Here is an 18342-nt window from a genome sequence, read left to right on the forward strand (position 1 = left end):
AAGGTGAGGCATGAAATCGGACATTCCGGCGCGGACCTTTGAGTTTGCACGGCGGGTGGTGTTGCTGTGTCGGGTGCTGGATGGATCGCCGGGCGTGCCGCGAACAGTCGCCTCGCAGTTGCTGCGTTCCGGGACCTCGATCGGTGCCAATGTCGAGGAGGCGCAGGCATCGCAGAGCGAGGCGGATTTCATCAGCAAGTACAGCATCGCCTGCAAGGAGGCGCGGGAAACCCACTACTGGCTTCGACTCATTGCGGCTACCGAGATCTTGCCCGAACATCGATTGTCGGACCTCAAGAGTGAATGCAGTGAGCTGATCGCGATACTGACGACCATCATCAAGAAGCTCAGAGGGCCGAGCGCATGAACGGGCGATCTTCCGTTTCAAACTTCAAACTTCAAACTTCACTCTTCAACTACTTCACGGTCACGGCCGGCTACTGGGCCTTCACCATCACCGACGGTGCGATCCGCATGCTGGTGGTGCTCTACTTCCACCAGCTCGGCTACTCGCCGTTCGAGGTGGCGATGCTGTTCCTCTTCTACGAGGTCTTCGGCATCGTCACCAACCTGGTCGGCGGCTGGCTCGGGGCGCGCATCGGGCTGAACCTGACCATGCACATCGGCATGGGCCTGCAGGTGGCGGCCTTGCTCATGCTCACGGTGCCTGATCCCTGGCTGTCGGTGGCCTATGTGATGGCCGCCCAGGCGCTGTCGGGCATCGCCAAGGACCTGAACAAGATGTCGGCCAAGGCCTCGGTGAAGTCCCTCACGGGCCAGGGCGCGGCGGCCGAGTCCAGGCTGTTCAAGTACGTCGCGGTGCTCACGGGCTCCAAGAATGCCCTGAAGGGCGCGGGCTTCTTCGTCGGCGCGGCGCTGCTGCAGGGCATCGGCTTCCGCGGCGCGCTCTTCGTGCTCGCGGGCGTGCTGCTCGTAGTGCTAGTGATCACGGCGCTGCTGCTGCCGTCGGGTGTCGGCAAGCTCAAGGAGAAGGCGCGGTTCACCCAGGTGTTCTCCAACACCCCGGCGGTCAACTGGCTGTCGGCCGCGCGGTTCTTTCTGTTCGGCGCGCGCGATGTCTGGTTCGTCGTGGCGCTGCCGGTGTTCCTGTACGACGTGCTCGGCTGGTCCTTCACCGAGGTGGGCGGCTTCCTGGCGCTGTGGGTCATCGGCTACGGCGTGGTCCAGGCCAGCGCGCCGGCGCTGCTGCGCCGTGGCCGTCATGGGGCGGGTCCGGGCGGGAGCACGGCGCGTGTCTGGGCGCTGGTGCTGGCGCTGATCCCGGCCGGCATTGCGCTGGGCATGACCCACGGACCGGCGTTGGCGGCCCAATGGAGCGATGAGGCCGCGACCGCCTTCGGCTGGCTTGCCGATGCGTCCGCGGCGGAGATTCAGGGGCTGGTGCTGGTTGCCGGGCTGGTGTTCTTCGGCATTGTGTTCGCGATCAACTCCGCCGTGCATTCCTACCTGATCCTGGCCTACTCGGACTTCCAGAAGGTGTCCATGAACGTCGGCTTCTACTACATGGCCAACGCCGGCGGGCGTCTCGCCGGCACGGTGCTGTCGGGGCTCATCTACCAGACCCAGGGGCTGACCGGGTGTCTGTGGTGGTCGGCGGGCTTCGTGCTCGCCGCCTTTCTGCTGTCGCTCAGACTGCCGCCGGTGCCCCAGTCAGCGCACGAGGTTGACGCTCCTGCCTGATTTGTCCTGCGCCACGCCTTCCCGGGAGACGGCGGTAACGACCAGGCCATATACTGCAGGGTTTTTCCCTGCCTTGGATGTGCCATGGGCGTTCGCAACCTTGCCATCGTCATCTACTGCACCCTGGTTGCGGTCGCCGTGCTCTATGCCCCGCAGCCTCTGCTGCCGCTCCTGGCCGAGGAGTGGGGCCGGCCCCTGGGCGAGACGGCGCTGCTGACCACCACGACGCTGGTCCCCCTGGCGCTGGGGCCGCTGGTCTACGGCTATGTGCTGGAACACGTCTCCAGCAAGCACATGCTGATCCTCGGCTTCAGCGTGCTGACGCTGGCGCAGTTCACCCTGAGCCTCGGGCCGGATTACCCGCTGTTCTTTGCCCTGCGCACCTTCGAAGGGATGGTGCTGCCGGCCATTCTCACCGCCTTGATGACCTACAGCTCGTCCGCCGGCGGCCCGCAAAGGACCCGCCGCAACATCACCATCTACATCGCCGCGACCATCGCCGGCGGTTTCAGCGGGCGCGCGCTCAGCGGGGTGATGACCGACCTGTTCGACTGGCAGGCGGCCTTCCTGTTCTGGGCGGGCGCCGCCCTGTTGGCAACGGTACTGACCACGCGCCTGGCCTCCGACAGCCGATTGCGCCTCGGCCGGGTTCGTTTTGCAGAGATCCGCCAGCTGGCGCGCCGGCCGGTCTATGCCGAAGGGCTGCTCAGCGCCTTTCTGCTGTTCTTCGTGTTTGCGGCCGTGCTCAATTTCCTGCCGTTTCACATGCGCGACAACGACCCGGAGATCTCCCAGAGCGCCATCGCGCTGGTCTATACCGGCTATCTGATCGGCGTGGTGGTCGCGTTGTTCTCGCTACGCCTGATCCGGCTGTTCGGCGGTGAGCGCCGTACCCTGGTCGCCGGAAGTTTGGTCTATCTGCTCGGCACCGCCGCCTTCGCCCTGCCGGGCAACCAGTACGCCTACCTGTCGATGTTGGTGTTCGCCGCCGGCATGTTCACGCTGCACAGCGTGCTCTCGGCCTTTCTCAACCACCTGGAGCGGGATCGCAAGGGCCTGGTCAACGGCCTCTACGTGTCTTCCTATTATGCCGGCGGCGCGCTGGGGTCCTTCCTGCCGGGGTTCCTGTACCAGGGCTTTGGCTGGGGCATATTCATCGCCTTCCTGGTGCTGCTGGTGTTGGGCCTGATCGGGTTGAGCCTGATGCTGCGCCATGGCGAGGCGCCTGATGCGGACCCATAGGCCGCTTATATCCAGGGATCGATGTCGTGAGTTGCAATGTACTCACACATGTGGAAGCCTTGGATTCAAAAAAACAGGACGTCGCGCGCAACGGAGTCAGCGCTAACCCATCTCCTGCCACCCTGAGACATCGATACCATGGCCAAGCACCATCACGCCCACGACACCCACTGTGACCATTCCCATTCGGAGGGCTGTGACTGCACGCCGGCGCTGTTCGTCGACATGATCGAAAGTGCCGGACTGGAGCTGAGCCGTCGGGGGTTCATCAAGGGGCTCGGTGCCCTGGGCGGGCTGATGGCCTTCGGCGGCCTGGCCGCGGCGGCGGAGACGCCACTGCTCGAGGGCACCCGGGCCGAGACCATCTATTTCGGCGGCCCCATCCGCACCATGGTCAGCGAGGACGATCAGCCGGAGGCGCTGGCCGTGGCCGGCGGGCGCATCCTGGCCACCGGGAGCCTGCAGGAGGTCATGGCCACCCGCGGTGACGACACCCGGATGATCGACCTCGCCGGCAAGACCCTGATGCCCGGCTTCTTCGACCCGCATTCCCATGTGGCATTGCAGTCGGTGAAATTTTCCACCGCCAACCTCGATCCCAAGCCCATCGGCGAGGCCGGGTCCATCGCCGACATCCAGCGCATCCTGCGCGACTGGATCAAGGAGAAGGATCTCAAACCCGGACAATGGGTCATTGGCTGGGGCTACGATGACACCGGCATCGAGGAGAAGCGCCATCCCACCCGCGAGGACCTGGACGCGGTCTCCACCGACCATCCCATCCTGCTGGTGCACATCTCCTGCCATCTGATGACCGGCAACAGCCGGATGATGGAGGCCTGCGACATCACGGCGGACACGCCGGATCCCAAGGGCGGCGTGATCCAGCGCGAGCCCGGCAGCCAGACGCCCAACGGCGTGCTGGAAGAGAACGCCATGATGCTGGCCGGCCGCCACCTGCCCATGCCCACGCCGGAGCAGGCCATGACGCTGATCACCCAGGGGCTGGAGCGTTATGCCGAGGCCGGCATCACCACCGCGCAGGACTGCGCCACCTTCCAGGGCACCTGGAACCTGCTGTCGCACATGGACGAGCAGGGCCTGATGCCCATCGACGTGATCACCTGGCCGCTGTACGAGGCGGTCGACGACGATACCTTTTCACGCATCGCCGCCAACCCGGGCATGAGCCATGGACGTCTGCGCCTGGGCGGGATCAAGTTCGTCGTGGATGGCTCGATCCAGGGCTACACCGCGTACCTCAGCGAGCCCTACTATGTGCAGCCTGGTGACACCGCGCCGATGACCGACAAGTGCAACACGGGTCCGGCGGAGCGGCTGTTCATCAGCGCCGACAACCAGGAGACCCAGACCGGCGGCAGCCAGTCCCCGACGACCACCGGGCAAGACTTTCGTGGCTACGCCAACATGACCCAGGAGCAGCTGGTCTCCTGGATCAGTCGCTGCGATGCGAGCGGCATCCAGTTCCAGGCCCATACCAACGGGGACGCGGCCACGGACATGCTGCTCAAGGCGGTGGAGACGGTGCGCAAGGACAAGCCGCGGCCGGATCTGCGCTCTACCGTGATCCATGCCCAGACCATGCGCGACGATCAGCTCGATACCCTCGCCCGCCAGGGGATGACCCCCTCGTTCTTCCCGATCCACGTCTATTTCTGGGGAGATCGCCATCGCGACCAGTTCCTCGGGCCGGCACGCGCCAGCCGGATCGACCCCGCCCGCTCGGCCCTGGATCGCAAGCTCAAGATCAGTCTGCATCACGATGCCCCGGTGGCCGGCATCAGCATGCTCAACGTCGCCTGGTCGGCCATCAACCGGGTGACCACCAGCGGCAAGGAGCTGGGTCCGGAGCAGAAGCTGACGCCCTTCGAGGCCTTCCGCGCCATCACCGCGGATGCCGCCTGGCAGAACTTTCAGGAAGACCGCAAGGGCACGCTGGAGGTCGGCAAGCTGGCAGACATGGTGCTGCTGTCCGGTGACCCCATGACGGTGGATCCCATGACCATCCGGGACCTCAAGGTCGTGCAGACCCTGAAGGAGGGCAGGGTGGTGTATTCGGCGCAGGGCTGAGGGACTTGGCGCTCGGGTCGGGCTGCCGGTCCGGAGCCTGACCGGCAGCCCGCGTAGGTTGGGGTGACGAAGGAACCCCAACAAACCACGGGCATTCAATGAAAGACGCGTTCGGTCATGTGGTGAGCAGCCCAATGTTAAACAAGCCGGCACGATCATCGCACACGTTGGGGTTCGTTCCTCACCCCAACCTACGTCGATCGGCATGCTGCGGTACGGGGTGGGGCGCGACCGCTCGGATGGCGATCAATGCTCGCTGTTTGTGGTCGCGTCGCCCTGTAGGTTGGGGTGACGAAGGAACCCCAACAAACCACGGGCATTCAATGAAAGACGCGTTCGGTCATGTGGTGAGCAACCCAATGTTAAACAAGCCGGCACGATCATCGCACACGTTGGGGTTCGTGCCTCACCCCAACCTACGTCGATCGGCATGGTGCGGCGTGATCGGTCCAATGGCAATGAATACCGACCGGTCTGGGCTACCACGCTAATGCGCTATCGTCGTGCCGTTATTCCAGGCGCCAGCTATTTCTTCACGGTCAACCTGGCGGACCGCTCGGCGCATTTGCTGGTCCACCGGATCGCGGACCTTCGCGCGGTGGTGCGGGATGTTCGGCGTGCGCATCCGTTTATGATCGTCGCCTGGGTGGTGTTGCCAGATCATCTGCATGCCGTCTGGACCTTGCCGGGGGGCGATGCCGATTACGCGACGCGGTGGGGACTGATCAAGGCGGGGTTCTCACGGCGCATCCCGAAGGAGGAGCGCATCCGCTCCAGCCGCGCGCGGAAGGGCGAACGCGGTATCTGGCAGCGGCGCTTCTGGGAACATCTGATTCGCGACGAGCGCGATCTCGCTGGGCATGTCGATTACATCCACTACAACCCCGTCAAGCATGGCTATGTGAATCGCGCTGTCGATTGGCCTTATTCGACATTTCATCGTGATCTGCGGCGCGGAGATGTGACGAAAGATTGGGGTGTGCGGGAAGATGCGGTGGGCGATTTCGGGGAGGAGCCGTGTGGTCGTGCACATAATGTTGGGGTTCGTGCCTCACCCCAACCTACGGTGCTGCATGTGCCAACCCGCGTAGGTTGGGGTGACGAAGGAACCCCAACAACCCACGGGCATCGGGATCTTGGCGACTTTCCTTGAATGAGGACATCCCCCACAACGCCAATCATCAGCATGTTCTACGGGATCATCGTATGGATGCTGTTCATGGACACAGGTACAGGCCCGCCTGGATGTGTCGTGCGGCGAAGGGCCGCACGGTCGGGAAGATAGCGGGCTGCGGTATGAAGCCACTTTATGTGGCTGGAAAATATCCGCAGACAGCAAGCGAAGTATACAGGGGCGTGCCCGTATCCGTTGGTCTTGCTAGCCGTGCTCGAAAAGCCCTTCGGCCTGCATCAGCGCGGTGCCGTAGTCGATGTCGACCGCGAACGAGATGTTGGTTTCGCGGGCCGGACGGCGTTCCCATTCGGCGCTGTCGCGCACCACGTCGGCGGGCTCGAAGCGGCCGCTGATGATGCCCACCACATGGCCGTCGGCGACATGGATCAAGGGCCCGCCGATGTCGCCGTTCTGCACCATGTTGTCGAACAGGATCAGGCGGGTGTCGTTGTAGGAACGGATCTTGGCCGATGCGAAGCCGCCCACCGTCAGTGGGGTGTGGATCTGATCATGGCCAAAGGAATAGCCCAGGCTCACCACCGTTGCGCCCGGCAGCACGTTCTCGCCGCTGCCGAGGAAGTCATCCGGCACGCTGATTTCCAGATCCTGATCGATCTTCAGCAGCGCGACGTCGTGCGCGGTGTCGCGCTGTGCCACAGTCACCGCCATCGCCGCCACGCGATCGAAGCTGATTGGCTGGAATTCACCGCCGCTCGAGGTTGGAACCACGCGCAGGCCGTCCGGATTGGCGACCAGGTGCGCGGCGGTGAGCAGGTAGCCCTGCGGATGCACCACGAAGGCCGTGCCAAGGAAGTCCACCGCACCCGCGTTATCGCGGACCAGCATCAGGCAGCCACCGCGGAATTTCTGACTGGTGCCTTGCAACATGGTGTGTCCTCCTGTCAAGCGAGCGCCCTGATCGGCGCGGACAAAGCGATCATCACGGGCGGCGTCAGCGCCCGCGCATCCAGAACTGACGCCGGCCGAAGGTCGGCATCTTGCGGGTGGCATGGGTGCGGAACTCGGGGCCCTCGTAGTCCTGCAGGCTGAGTTCGAAACCCTGACCGGTCTTGTAGTGCACCAGCCCCAGGTGCAGCGACCAGCACATGCCCAGCAGGATGATGGCGAATGGCAGTCCGGTGGAGATGGCCGCGGTCTGCAGCGCCACCAGGCCGCCGCCCAGCAGCAGCGCCGCGGCGACGGCGCCCTCGGTGACGGCCCAGAACACCCGCTGGATCACCGGCGGCTCCGTGTTACCGCCGGCGGTGATGATGTCGATGACCAGCGAGCCCGAGTCCGAGGAGGTGACGAAGAAGGTCACGATGACGACGATGGCAATCACCGAGGTGACCGCGCTCCACGGCAGGCTCTCCAGCATCACGAACAGCGAGACCGGGATGTTCTCCTGCACCGCCTTGGCCAGGCCGCCGTCGCCCAGCATCTCGATGTGCAGGGCGGTGTCGCCGAAGGTGGTCATCCACATGAAGGTGATCAGCGTCGGCACCAGCAGCACGCCCTTGACGAACTCGCGAATGGTGCGCCCGTAGGAGACGCGGGCGATGAACATGCCGACGAACGGCGACCAGGCGATCCACCAGCCCCAGTAGAACACGGTCCAGCCGTTCTGCCAGTCGGCGTCGTCATAGGTCTCGTTCCAGGTGCTCAGCGACGGCAGATGCTGCAGGTAGATACCGATGTTCTCGATGAAGGCATTCAGGATGAACAGGCTGGGGCCGAGCAACAGCACGAAGAACATCAGGGCCGCAGCGATGATCACGTTCAGCTGACTGAGCCGCTTGATGCCGGCATCCAGGCCGCGTACCACCGACCAGGTTGCAAGCGCAGTGATGGCGGCGATCAGGCCGAGCTGGACCACGGCGTTCTGCGGGATGAAGTCCAGCAGATGGCTGAGTCCGGCGTTGACCTGCTGCACGCCCAGGCCGAGTGAGGTGGCGACGCCGAACATGGTCGCGACCGTGGCCATGATGTCGATGACATTGCCGATCGGGCCGTAGATACGCTCGCCCAGCAGCGGATAGAACACCGAGCGGATCGACAGCGGCAACCCCTTATTGAAGGCGAAGAAGCCCAGCGACAGGCCGACCAGCGCGTAGATGGCCCAGGGATGCAGCCCCCAGTGCAGGAAGGTCAGATCCATCGCCACCCGGGCCGCCTCCGGGGTGCCGGGCTCGGCGAGCGGCGAGGCCACGTAGTGGAACATCGGCTCTGCAACCCCGTAGAACAGCAGACCGATGCCCATGCCGGCGCTGAACAGCATCGCGAACCAGCCCAGGGTGGAAAACTCCGGCTTGGCGCCCTCACCGCCGAGGCGGATGTCGCCGAAGCGTCCGAGTAGCAGCGAGATCACGTAGATGAGGATGACGTTCATGGTGCCGACGAAGAACCAGCCGGCATAGGTCGAGACCCTGGTCTGTACCAGCGTGAACAGGTTATCGACGCGGTTCTCGAAGAAGATGGTGAGCACGACAAAGAGAACGATGATCCCTGCCGAGATGAAGAACACCCAGGGATGGACATCGAGCCGGAGCCATCCCGGTTGCTCGGCGAGCTGGTCGTTGTTGTCCTGCATGGGCACCCCCTGGCTGGTCTCTGAAACGTCGGTCTGACCTCATGGTAACCCAGGGGGCTTGCGGACAGAAACCCGGACCCCGAAGCGCGGGCGCAGTCTTTTACTCTCCGTCGGACGCAGGCTCGGACGCGACCTCGATCATGACCTCGTTGCGGCGGAAGACGGGCAGGGAGAAGGGGGAGTTGTAGCGGGCGTAGACCGGCGGGCCGCGTGTGGTCAGGCCCGCTGCCTGTACCGCGGCGAGCAGGTTTGCCTCCTGTTCTTGGTAACGGTCCTCGCGCCAGCCGCCGCTGTAGCGGCGCACCGCCATGACGCGGGCGGGTGCCTCGCGCAGGGTCACTCTGGGGTTGTTGGGCCGCGGCAGGCTGGCCAGAGTGTCGTACTCGGCGGGCATGATGAAACTGACCACATAGGCCTCATCCGCCTGATCCGCAGCCGTCGCCTGTTCGCCATCCGCAGGCTGATCACGAGCCGGGTCCCGATCCGGTTCCCGAGTGGCCGGGCGCTGGGTCACCGGGGCGGTCATGGCGATGCGCTCACCAATGCTGGGTGCTGATCCCGGCCGTTGGGTCACAGGCGCGGTCATGTCGATCCTGGTGTTGCCCTGATTGTCGCCGAAGATATAGCCGGCCAAGAGGCGAAAGGCCTCGCCGCCGACCGAGTCGAAGCCGCCGCGGACCTCCACCTCGGCAAGGCGCAGGGGCGGATAGCGGCGCAATTCGAATTCCGGAGTCGTGCGCAGGACGGTGTAGACGGGTTCTTCGGTAGCCATGGTCGTGCCCGGGAGTCCGCAGAGAACAAGGACAAGCAGTGCCGGCAGGATGTTGATCAGCATTTTCCTAATGGGTCACTCTATCTAGCAGCAGGTCGCGCAGGGTGCCGCCGAGGGCGGCGCTGAGGGCGATGACCAGCATGCCGAACAGATCGAAGCGCTCGCGACCGGCCTCCAGTATCCCCCGCCGCGGCCATCATGGCGACGGCGGTCAGGCTGATGGCCAGCATCACCATATACAGAGACAGGTTCATGCGGGACCGGACATGGATATTGCGTCCATGGGGTGCCGCGCCGGCGAGGGGGCATGCCAGGTGTCGGCGTCAGGCATGTCCCGGGTGATGGCCAGGTCAAGGGGCAGGCTGACCAGGCCGTCCACCAGCTTGGTTTCGAACCAGGTGCATTTCGGGGGCATGGTCAGGCCGGCGTCGGCAACCGCCATCAGGTCTTCCAGGCTGGCCGGATGGAGCGCGAAGGCGGCCCGCATGCGGCCCTGGTCCACGGGCCGGATCAGCCCTTCGAGCCCGCGGATGCCGCCGACGAAATCGAGCCGGGGATCCTGCCGCGGGTCTTCGATGCCCAGCACCGGTTGCAGCAGCTGGTCCTGCAGCAGGCGGACATCGAGCCGTGCCACCGGGTCGGCCTGGGAGCCCCGGTGCGGGATGCGGCCCGCGTGCAGTCGCAGGCGATACCAGCGCTGATCCAGATACAGGCCGAACAGGCCCGGTGCCTCGGGCAAGACCGCGGTCTCGCTCGGCGTCACGTCGAAGCGCTCGGCGATGCGGCGCAGAAAGGTCGTGGGGTTTAGGCCGTTCAGGTCTCGCACCAGTCGATGCACCGCCAGGATCTGCAGCGCATCCGCGGGAAAACTCACTGCCAGGAAGCGCTTCCAGTGTCCATGGGCGCTGCGGTTGCCCAATGCCGCTTGAGCGCGACCGTCAGCAATGCGGGCTGCTGCCGCGGTGCGATGGTGGCCGTCGGCGATGTAGAGCCGGGGCTGGGCCTCGAAGGCGGCCGTCAGTTGCGCGATCTGCTCCGGCTGGTCGACCACCCAGAGCTGGTGTTGCACGCGGTCGCCGTGCTGGTCTCTTTTCGGATCCCGAACCGCATCGGGCGCTTCGGCCTGCAGCGCGGGCGGGTGTTCAGTGATCTGGGCCAGCAGGTCGTCGATGGCGGGGCTGCGCCGATGCAGCAGGAAGGCCGGGGCAGTCTGGGCATCGAGTGCCTCGATCTGGCGCACGCGGTCGTCTTCCTTGGCCGCCAGCGTGAGTTCATGGCGGCGGATGCGTCCCTCTTGATACGCCTCCACCGAGGCGGCCAGCACCAACCCCGTCTGCACCTGCGCGCCCCGCGTTGCCCGATAGACGTAGTAGCAGGGGGCGGGGTCGGCCCGCAGTACGCCGACCGCACGCATGTGCAGGAACTGCGCGGCCGCCTGGGCGTAGGCCTGGGCTGCGTGCGGATTGGTGCCGGCGGGCAGATCGATCCCGGCCCGGGACAGGTGCAGAAAGCTCCAGGGGCGCTCTTTCGCGAAGGCACGGGCCTCGACCGTATCCATCACATCATAGTGTGGCGCGATCACCGCGCCGGCAATGTCGGGCGTCGGGCGCAGGCCGCAAAACGGGGCGATCAGGGGGGGCGATAGAGAACGCGGATGTGTCATGCCGTGGATGGATGCCGGTGGCTCGGCTAAGCAGTATACGCGATCGGCTGCCGGGCGGATTCCACGGTTGTGTCCCTGAACAGCCTCTGGTATCTTCGCCTGCCTATGTCGCACGGCACGGCACCTCAGGTCTGAGCACTCAGGTCCGACCACCGCCTTGAACCGGCGATAACACGTTATGGTGGGCCCTGCCGGTCCCCTCGCAACACAAAGCCGTGAACCCGGTCAGGCCCGGAAGGGAGCAGCCGCAGCGGTGGTCGTGTGTGCCGAGATGTGGCTGGCAGGGTTCGCCGCCCATATTCCGGTCATCGGCCTTCCCTCGGCCCGACAGACAGCCGCGGCCTGCGGTAAACTTGCGCGCATGTCGACCCTCCTGCCCAACGCACGTCACGCCCGACCATGACCTATCAGGTCCTGGCGCGGAAATGGCGGCCACGCACCTTCGCTGACCTGGTCGGGCAGGAGCATGTGGTCCGTGCGCTGGTCAACGCCCTGGAGCGGGGGCAGGTGCATCACGCCTACCTGTTCACCGGTACGCGCGGGGTCGGCAAGACCACGCTGGCGCGCATCCTGGCCAAGGCGCTCAATTGCGAGCAGGGGGTAGGACCCACGCCCTGCGGCGTCTGCGCTACCTGCCGCGAGATCGATCAGGGACGCTACGTCGACCTGATCGAGGTGGACGCGGCCTCCCGGACCAAGGTGGACCAGACCCGCGAGCTGCTCGACAATGTGCCCTTCGCGCCGGTGCGGGGCCGCAGCAAGGTGTACCTGATCGACGAGGTGCACATGTTCTCCGGCAGCAGCTTCAACGCGCTGCTCAAGACGCTGGAAGAGCCGCCGGAGCACGTCAAGTTCGTGCTGGCCACCACGGATCCGCAGAAGCTGCCGGCAACGGTGCTGTCGCGCTGCCTGCAGTTCAATCTCAAGCGTCTGTTGCCTGAGCAGATCGCGGAGCGCTTCCGCCAGGTCCTGTCCGCGGAGGCCATCCAGTTCGATGACGCCGCGCTGGCCCTGCTGGCCCGGGCGGCGGACGGCAGCATGCGCGACGGCCTGAGCCTGCTGGACCAGGCGATCGCCTTCGGCGGCGGCCGCGTGGGGGCGGACGACACCCGTGCGATGCTCGGCACCCGCAGCGGCGATCTGGCCCTGAATCTGGTGGACGCACTGGCCGATGGTGACGGCGCGCGGGTGCTGGCGGAGGTCGGGCGCATCGCCGAGCTGACGCCGGATTTCGCCGGCGTGCTGTCTGACCTGATCGACCTGCTGCACCGGCTTGCGCTGGCCCAGCAGGTGCCCCGGACCCTGGCCGCGGATGACCCGGACCACGACCGGCTGGCGGTGCTGGCGCAGCGTCTGCCGGCGGAAGACGTCCAGCTCTATTATCAGATCTTGCTGACGGGTCGCCAGGATTTGCCGCTGGCACCAGAGCCGCGCACGGGGCTGGAAATGGTGCTGTTGCGGGCGCTGGCCTTCCGGCCGGCAGACCCCGCCGGCGGTGGCCCATCTGCCGGTTCTGGCGGTTCCGGGGACGCTGGCGGATCGGGGCGGCCGACGCCCTCGCCGCAGCCCCGGAAACCCGGGTCGACCGGCGATGCCGGCGGCCCGTCGTCCGCGAAAAGGAGCGCGGCTCCGGCAGATCCCCATGCGGTGTCTGCAGCATCGCTCCGGCTCGACGCGGTGGCAGAAACCCCGGCAGCGGCGCCCGAACCCTCGGTTCCTGCCACAGCCCGTCCGGCTCGGCTGGCGAGCGCCGAGGACTGGCACGCCCTGGTCGCCGCGCTGGACGTGGGCGGCCTGGCGCGGCAACTGGCAGAACATTGCGCCCTGGTCGCCTGGGATGGTCACCGACTGCGACTTGCCCTGGACGAAGGCGCGGCCAATCTGCGCAATGCCGGGGCCGAGCAGCGCCTGCGCGACGGCCTGGCCGCGGCGCTGGGCGGTGCTGTCGAACTGCTGATCGAGCAGCCGGCGGCGGCCAGGGGCGCCCCCGGCAAAGGGCATGGCCCGGCGGCCGGACGCACGTCCGGCGGAGCGTCCACCGGTGCGCCCGGGGGAGCATCCAGCGGCGCATCGGCGGGAACTTCCAGTGGCGCACCCGGGGGAGCATCCAAGGGTGCGCTCGTTGGGGCGTCAGACGAATCGGCCGGGGCCGTGCCCGGCGATGCGACCGGAAACGGGCCGGCTCAGGCAATCGGCGAGACGCCGGCGCTGCGGCGGGCCAGGGACGCTGCCGAGCGCCAGGCGCAGGCCGAGGCACTGCTGCACCAGGACGGACCGGCGGCCCTGCTGATGGGGCTGTTCGACGCACGCTGGATCCCCGGCACCCTGCGCGCGGCGGGCGACGGCTAACAGGACAGGCCCTGACCGGAGCGTCCGGCCACGGCGATCATCAATCGGCAGACAACGGCGAACAGTGAGGTAGATCCGATGAAAGGTGCGTTGGGCGGCATGCTGAAGCAGGCGCAGAAGATGCAGGAAGAACTCAAGGAGGCGCAGGAGCGCCTGGGCAAGGAAGAGGTCACCGGCGAGTCCGGTGGCGGCATGGTGCGGGTGACCATGACCTGCCGGCACGAGGCCAGACGCGTGGAGATCGATCCGTCGCTGCTGACGGACGACAAGGACATGCTGGAGGACCTGGTGGTGGCCGCCATCAACGACGCCGTGCGTCGGGTCGGCGATCGCACCAAGGAAAGCATGGCTGACCTGACGGCCGGCTTGCCGCTGCCGCCGGGCATGAAGCTGCCCTTCTGATCCCGCACGGGTGTCGCGTGTCCAATCCGGGCCTGCTCAACGAACTCGTCGCGGCGCTGCGCTGCCTGCCGGGCGTCGGTCCGAAATCCGCCCAGCGGATGGCCTTCCATCTGCTGCAGCGTGACCGTGACGCGGGCCGCCACCTGGCCCGTGTCATGGCCGAGGCGATGGAGCGCATCGGCCGCTGCCGACAATGCCGCACCCTCAGCGAGCATGCGCTTTGTGCCACCTGTGCCAGTCCCAAACGTGATGCCAGCCTGCTGTGCGTGGTGGAACAGCCCTCAGACATCGCCGCCATCGAACAGGCCACGGACTACCGCGGTCTCTACTTTGTGCTCGGCGGTCGACTGTCGCCGCTGGACGGCATCGGCCCGGAGGAACTGCATCTGGACCTGCTGCGCCACCGCCTGCACGAGGGCGGTGTCAGCGAGGCGATTCTGGCGATCAGCCCCACGGTGGAGGGCAGCGCCACGGCGCACTATATCACCGGCATTGCCGAGGGCAGCCCGGTGCGGATCACGCGGATCGCCCACGGCGTGCCTCTGGGCGGTGAACTGGAACTGGTGGATGGCGGCACCCTGGCGCACGCCTTCGCCGGGCGCACACACCTGTGACCATCAGCGCCGATGCTGTTGCTCCTTTGACTGCTAGCCCAAGACCCGGAGTCCAAACCCCATGTCCGATACCATTTTCGGCAAGATCGCCAGCGGCGAGGTCCCAGCGGACATCGTCTACCAGGACGACGATCTGGTTGCCTTTCGTGACCTCAGCCCCCAGGCGCCGACGCACATCCTGATCATCCCGCGAAAGCCGATCCCGACGCTGAATCACGTCGAGGAGGCGGATGCGGCCCTGATCGGGCGGATGTTCCTGGCCGCGGCCCGGATCGCCGAACAGGAGGGCATTGCCGCCGCCGGCTATCGCACGGTGATCAACTGCAACGCGGGGGCAGGGCAGACCGTCTACCACCTGCATGTGCACCTGCTCGGCGGACGCCCGATGCAGTGGCCGCCGGGCTGAGACAGCATCCCCCCGGGGGCCCTTGTGCGCCGCTGGCGGGCTATCGGGACTTTTCGCATCCGGCGTTTACGGTTAGCATGCGCCGCTTGCCCGCAATCCTTGCCGGCGCTCTTTCGACTTTCTGACAGGCCTCCGTCATGCCCGTTCCACCATCACTCAGCGCCGGCCCGGGGTTGGCCGGCACCGCAGACCCGGCCCCGGCCTTCGAGCTCAAGGCCGCAGCCTTCACCCTGCCGGTGATCCGGTTGCTGGACCTGGACATGGAGGCGGTGGAGGCGCAGTTGCAGCCAAAGGTCGAGCAGGCGCCGGGGTTCTTTCGCAACACCCCGGTGGTGATCGATCTGGCGGCCCTGGCCGGTGTGGATGACGATGTGGGCTTTCCGCAACTGGTGGGCCTGTTGCGTGGGCTGGGTATGATTCCGGTGGGGGTGCGTGGCGGCAGCAGCGGCCAGAACGAAGCGGCCCAGGCCATGGAACTTGCCGTTCTGAGCGAGGACCATGGATCGCGACGGCGCAGCGACGCTGCTGAGGCTGCCATGCATGATGTGCCGCCGCCGTCGGCGGGTCCGGCGATTGCGGGCGGCATGGCTGATGCGGCCAGGGCGAAGGCGGCCACGGGTGATTCGGGTCCGGCGGAGGCGTCGCCATCCCGAGGCTCGCTGCTGATCGATCACCCCATCCGCTCCGGACAGCGGGTCTATGCCGCCGGCGGCGACCTGACCATCGTCGCGCCGGTGAGTTCCGGCGCCGAGCTGATGGCCGACGGCAACATCCATATCTACGCGCCGCTGCGGGGGCGCGTCATCGCCGGGCTCAAGGGTGATACCCAGGCCCGGATCTTCTGTCAGGACCTGCAGGCAGAACTGGTCTCCGTCGCCGGACATTACCGGGTCAGCGAGAACATTCCGCCGGAGCTGAAAGGGCGGCGGGTGCAGGTCTTCCTGGACCACGAAGTGCTGCGCATCGAGCCGATGTAACTACCGCGCGCCAAAGCCGCCCGTCGGCAGGGCGCACCACAGCGACGCGGTGCTCGGCCGTGCCGCCAACTACTCAATCGACCAACTCAAGCGAATGGCTTTGGGAGAGACAACTTGGCCAGAATCATCGTCATCACCTCGGGCAAGGGGGGCGTGGGCAAAACTACCACGGCGGCCGCGATGGCCATGGGCCTGGCCCAGCGCGGGCATCGCACCGTCGTCATTGACTTCGACGTTGGCCTGCGCAATCTGGACCTGATCATGGGCTGCGAGCGGCGGGTGGTCTACGATTTTGTCAACGTGATCAACGGCGAGGCCAACCTGAACCAGGCCCTGATCCGCGACAAGCGTTGCGACGGCCTGTTCGTGTTGCCAGCCTCCCAGACCCGGGACAAGGACGCACTGAGCACCGAAGGCGTAGGCAAGGTGCTGGAGGAACTGAGCAAGGGACACGACTACATCGTCTGCGACTCCCCCGCCGGTATCGAGCATGGCGCGACCATGGCCATGTACTATGCCGATGACGCGGTGGTGGTGACCAACCCCGAGGTGTCGTCGGTGCGGGACTCCGACCGCATGCTGGGGATCCTGTCCAGCAAGTCGCGTCGCGCCGAGCAGAACGAGGAGCCGATCCGCGAGCATCTGTTGCTGACGCGCTACGCGCCCGAACGCGTCGCCCGCGGCGAGATGCTGAGCGTGGACGATGTGCAGGAGATCCTGTCGCTGAAGCTGCTCGGCGTCATCCCGGATTCACAGGCGGTGCTGAATGCCTCCAATGCGGGCAATCCGGTGATCCTGGACAAGAACACCGACGCCGGGCAGGCCTACGACGACATGGTGTCGCGCTATCTGGGCGAGGAATTGCCGATGCGCTTCCTGGAGCCGGAAAAAAAGGGACTGTTCAACCGACTGTTCGGGGGGTGATTTCGTGGGGCTGATCGACTACTTTCGCAGTTCAAGGCGCGGCAAGGGCTCCGCGTCGGTCGCAAAGGAGCGGTTGCAGATCCTGGTGGCGCACGACCGCGCAGCCCGGGACCGGCCGTCCTATCTGCCGAAACTCAAGCAGGAGATCCTGGACGTGATCCGCAAGTACGTCCAGGTGGATATGGACGCGGTCTCGGTCAACTACGAGCAGGAGGGCGACCAGGAGGTGCTGGAACTGAACATCGTCCTGCCCGACAGCGCCGGTCCGGCCTAGCCGCCCCGGCAGGCGACCATCAGGTCAGCAGCCGGGTCAGGATGCCGGTGTAGATGCGCGACAGGTCGTCCAGCTCTGCGCAGCCCACGCACTCGTCCACCTTGTGGATGGTGGCGTTGATCGGGCCCAGCTCCAGCACCTGCGCCCCGGTGGGGGCGATGAAGCGGCCGTCCGAGGTGCCGCCGGCAGTGGAGGCTGTGGTGTCATGGCCGGTGGTCTCGCGGATGGCGGCGCGGGCGGCGTCCAGCAGCGCGCCAGTGGGCGTGAGGAAGGGTCGCCCGGACAGCCGCCAGGTGATCTCGTAGTCCAGGCCGTGGGCATCCAGGATCGCCTCCGCCCGCTGCTGGATCTGCTCCGGCGACAGCTCGGTGGAAAAGCGGAAGTTGAACACCACCCGCAGTTCGCCCGGAATGACATTGTCGGCACCGGTGCCCGCTGTCAGGTTTGAGATCTGGAAGCTGGTCGGCGGAAAGTGGTCGTTGCCCCGGTCCCAGACCTCCGTCGCCAGTGCATGCAACGCCGGGGCCGCGCGGTGGATCGGGTTGTCGGCCAGGTGCGGGTAGGCCACGTGCCCCTGCTTGCCGCGAATGCGCAGGGTCGCGTTCAGACTGCCGCGCCGGCCGTTCTTCACGGTGTCGCCGAGCCGGCTGTGGCTGGACGGCTCGCCCACAAGGGCGTAGTCGATCTGCTCGCCCCGGGCTGACAGGGTCTCGACCACCCGCACGGTGCCGTCTTTGGCGGGTCCTTCCTCGTCGCTGGTGAGCAGGAAGGCAATGGAGCCGCGGTGCTTCGGGTGGGCGGCCACGAAGGCCTCCGTGGCGGTGATCATCGCCGCCAGCGAGCCCTTCATGTCGCAGGCGCCGCGGCCGTACAGCAGGCCGTCGCGAATCTGCGGGTCGAACGGATCGCTGGTCCATTCCTCCAGCGCACCTGGCGGCACCACGTCGGTGTGTCCGGCGAAGCAGAACAGCGGGCCGTCCTCGCCGCGTCTGGCCCACAGGTTGTCGACTTCACCGAAGCGCATGGGCTCCAGCCGGAAGCCCAGCGCCGATAGCCGCTCGGACAGCAACGCCTGGCAGCCGGCGTCCTCCGGCGTCACTGACGGCCGGCTGACCAGCGCCTTTGCCAGCGCAACGGTGTCGGACACGGCCGTGTGCGATGCA

17 protein-coding genes, 1 other RNA gene and 1 pseudogene are annotated in these 18342 nt (G+C 66.4%); 13 read left to right on the forward strand and 6 right to left on the reverse strand.

Annotated elements, in window-relative coordinates:
* The first annotated feature begins 10 nt into the window (after nt 1-10).
* From F2Q65_RS11895 to F2Q65_RS11915, 5 genes and pseudogenes are all read left to right on the forward strand, one after another.
* Nucleotides 11-367 carry a four helix bundle protein gene (locus tag F2Q65_RS11895; RefSeq protein ID WP_150093639.1) on the forward strand — a complete coding sequence of 119 codons (357 nt, stop codon included), beginning with the start codon at nt 11-13 and terminating at the stop codon, nt 365-367.
* Entirely contained in the window at nt 364-1701 is a 1338-nt protein-coding gene (gene arsJ, locus F2Q65_RS11900; RefSeq protein WP_150093640.1) for an organoarsenical effux MFS transporter ArsJ, read from the forward strand. The genes F2Q65_RS11895 and arsJ overlap by 4 nt, the downstream gene beginning before the upstream one ends.
* Nucleotides 1702-1785: 84 nt before the next feature.
* Nucleotides 1786-2943 carry an MFS transporter gene (locus F2Q65_RS11905; RefSeq protein ID WP_150093641.1) on the forward strand — a complete coding sequence of 386 codons (1158 nt, stop codon included), beginning with the start codon at nt 1786-1788 and terminating at the stop codon, nt 2941-2943.
* A gap of 138 nt (nt 2944-3081) precedes the next feature.
* Entirely contained in the window at nt 3082-5034 is a 1953-nt protein-coding gene (locus F2Q65_RS11910; RefSeq protein ID WP_150093642.1) for an amidohydrolase family protein, read from the forward strand.
* Nucleotides 5035-5524: 490 nt separating this feature from the next.
* A pseudogene (locus F2Q65_RS11915) lies at nt 5525-6013 on the forward strand (REP-associated tyrosine transposase); the annotation flags it as partial.
* A 399-nt stretch (nt 6014-6412) separates the two neighbouring features.
* Here F2Q65_RS11915 and F2Q65_RS11920 read toward each other — a convergent pair.
* The 5 genes from F2Q65_RS11920 to F2Q65_RS11940 all read right to left on the reverse strand — a co-directional run bounded on the left by F2Q65_RS11920 (nt 6413) and on the right by F2Q65_RS11940 (nt 11233).
* Nucleotides 6413-7096 (reverse strand): S1 family peptidase, encoded by a 684-nt coding sequence (locus F2Q65_RS11920; RefSeq protein ID WP_170265668.1) that lies wholly within the window; start codon nt 7094-7096, stop codon nt 6413-6415.
* 64 nt (nt 7097-7160) lie between these two features.
* Nucleotides 7161-8798, reverse strand: coding sequence for a BCCT family transporter (locus F2Q65_RS11925; RefSeq protein ID WP_150093644.1), 1638 nt, complete (start codon nt 8796-8798; stop codon nt 7161-7163).
* Nucleotides 8799-8898: 100 nt separating this feature from the next.
* On the reverse strand, nt 8899-9633 hold the full coding sequence (locus tag F2Q65_RS11930) for an SOUL family heme-binding protein (RefSeq protein WP_342782239.1): 735 nt from the start codon (nt 9631-9633) through the stop codon (nt 8899-8901).
* 4 nt (nt 9634-9637) lie between these two features.
* Nucleotides 9638-9712 carry a hypothetical protein gene (locus tag F2Q65_RS19975; RefSeq protein ID WP_246156181.1) on the reverse strand — a complete coding sequence of 25 codons (75 nt, stop codon included), beginning with the start codon at nt 9710-9712 and terminating at the stop codon, nt 9638-9640.
* Between the two features lie 108 nt (nt 9713-9820).
* Complete coding sequence (locus tag F2Q65_RS11940) at nt 9821-11233, reverse strand: DUF1015 domain-containing protein (protein WP_150093645.1); 1413 nt, start codon at nt 11231-11233, stop codon at nt 9821-9823.
* 189 nt (nt 11234-11422) lie between these two features.
* On the opposite strand from F2Q65_RS11940, the gene ffs reads away from it, so the two are divergent.
* The 8 genes from ffs (at nt 11423) to minE (ending at nt 17179) form a co-directional block, all read left to right on the forward strand.
* Nucleotides 11423-11519: signal recognition particle sRNA small type (gene ffs / locus F2Q65_RS11945), an RNA gene on the forward strand.
* Between the two features lie 113 nt (nt 11520-11632).
* Nucleotides 11633-13582, forward strand: coding sequence for a DNA polymerase III subunit gamma/tau (gene dnaX / locus F2Q65_RS11950; protein ID WP_150093646.1), 1950 nt, complete (start codon nt 11633-11635; stop codon nt 13580-13582).
* A gap of 78 nt (nt 13583-13660) precedes the next feature.
* Nucleotides 13661-13984 carry a YbaB/EbfC family nucleoid-associated protein gene (locus F2Q65_RS11955; protein WP_150093647.1) on the forward strand — a complete coding sequence of 108 codons (324 nt, stop codon included), beginning with the start codon at nt 13661-13663 and terminating at the stop codon, nt 13982-13984.
* Between the two features lie 17 nt (nt 13985-14001).
* Nucleotides 14002-14598 (forward strand): recombination mediator RecR, encoded by a 597-nt coding sequence (gene recR / locus F2Q65_RS11960; RefSeq protein WP_150093648.1) that lies wholly within the window; start codon nt 14002-14004, stop codon nt 14596-14598.
* Between the two features lie 61 nt (nt 14599-14659).
* On the forward strand, nt 14660-15004 hold the full coding sequence (locus tag F2Q65_RS11965; RefSeq protein ID WP_150093649.1) for a histidine triad nucleotide-binding protein: 345 nt from the start codon (nt 14660-14662) through the stop codon (nt 15002-15004).
* Nucleotides 15005-15141: 137 nt separating this feature from the next.
* Nucleotides 15142-15981 carry a septum site-determining protein MinC gene (gene minC / locus F2Q65_RS11970; RefSeq protein WP_150093650.1) on the forward strand — a complete coding sequence of 280 codons (840 nt, stop codon included), beginning with the start codon at nt 15142-15144 and terminating at the stop codon, nt 15979-15981.
* Nucleotides 15982-16095: 114 nt separating this feature from the next.
* A complete protein-coding gene (minD, locus tag F2Q65_RS11975; protein WP_150093651.1) occupies nt 16096-16905 on the forward strand; it encodes a septum site-determining protein MinD in 810 nt (269 codons plus the stop codon).
* 4 nt (nt 16906-16909) lie between these two features.
* A complete protein-coding gene (minE, locus tag F2Q65_RS11980) occupies nt 16910-17179 on the forward strand; it encodes a cell division topological specificity factor MinE (RefSeq protein WP_150093652.1) in 270 nt (89 codons plus the stop codon).
* Nucleotides 17180-17198: 19 nt separating this feature from the next.
* Here the strand turns inward: minE and dapE are convergent, their stop codons facing one another.
* A complete protein-coding gene (gene dapE, locus F2Q65_RS11985) occupies nt 17199-18326 on the reverse strand; it encodes a succinyl-diaminopimelate desuccinylase (protein ID WP_170265672.1) in 1128 nt (375 codons plus the stop codon).
* Between the last annotated feature and the right edge of the window lie 16 nt (nt 18327-18342).

Source organism: Thiohalocapsa marina (assembly GCF_008632335.1).
Taxonomy (GTDB): domain Bacteria; phylum Pseudomonadota; class Gammaproteobacteria; order Chromatiales; family Chromatiaceae; genus Thiohalocapsa; species Thiohalocapsa marina.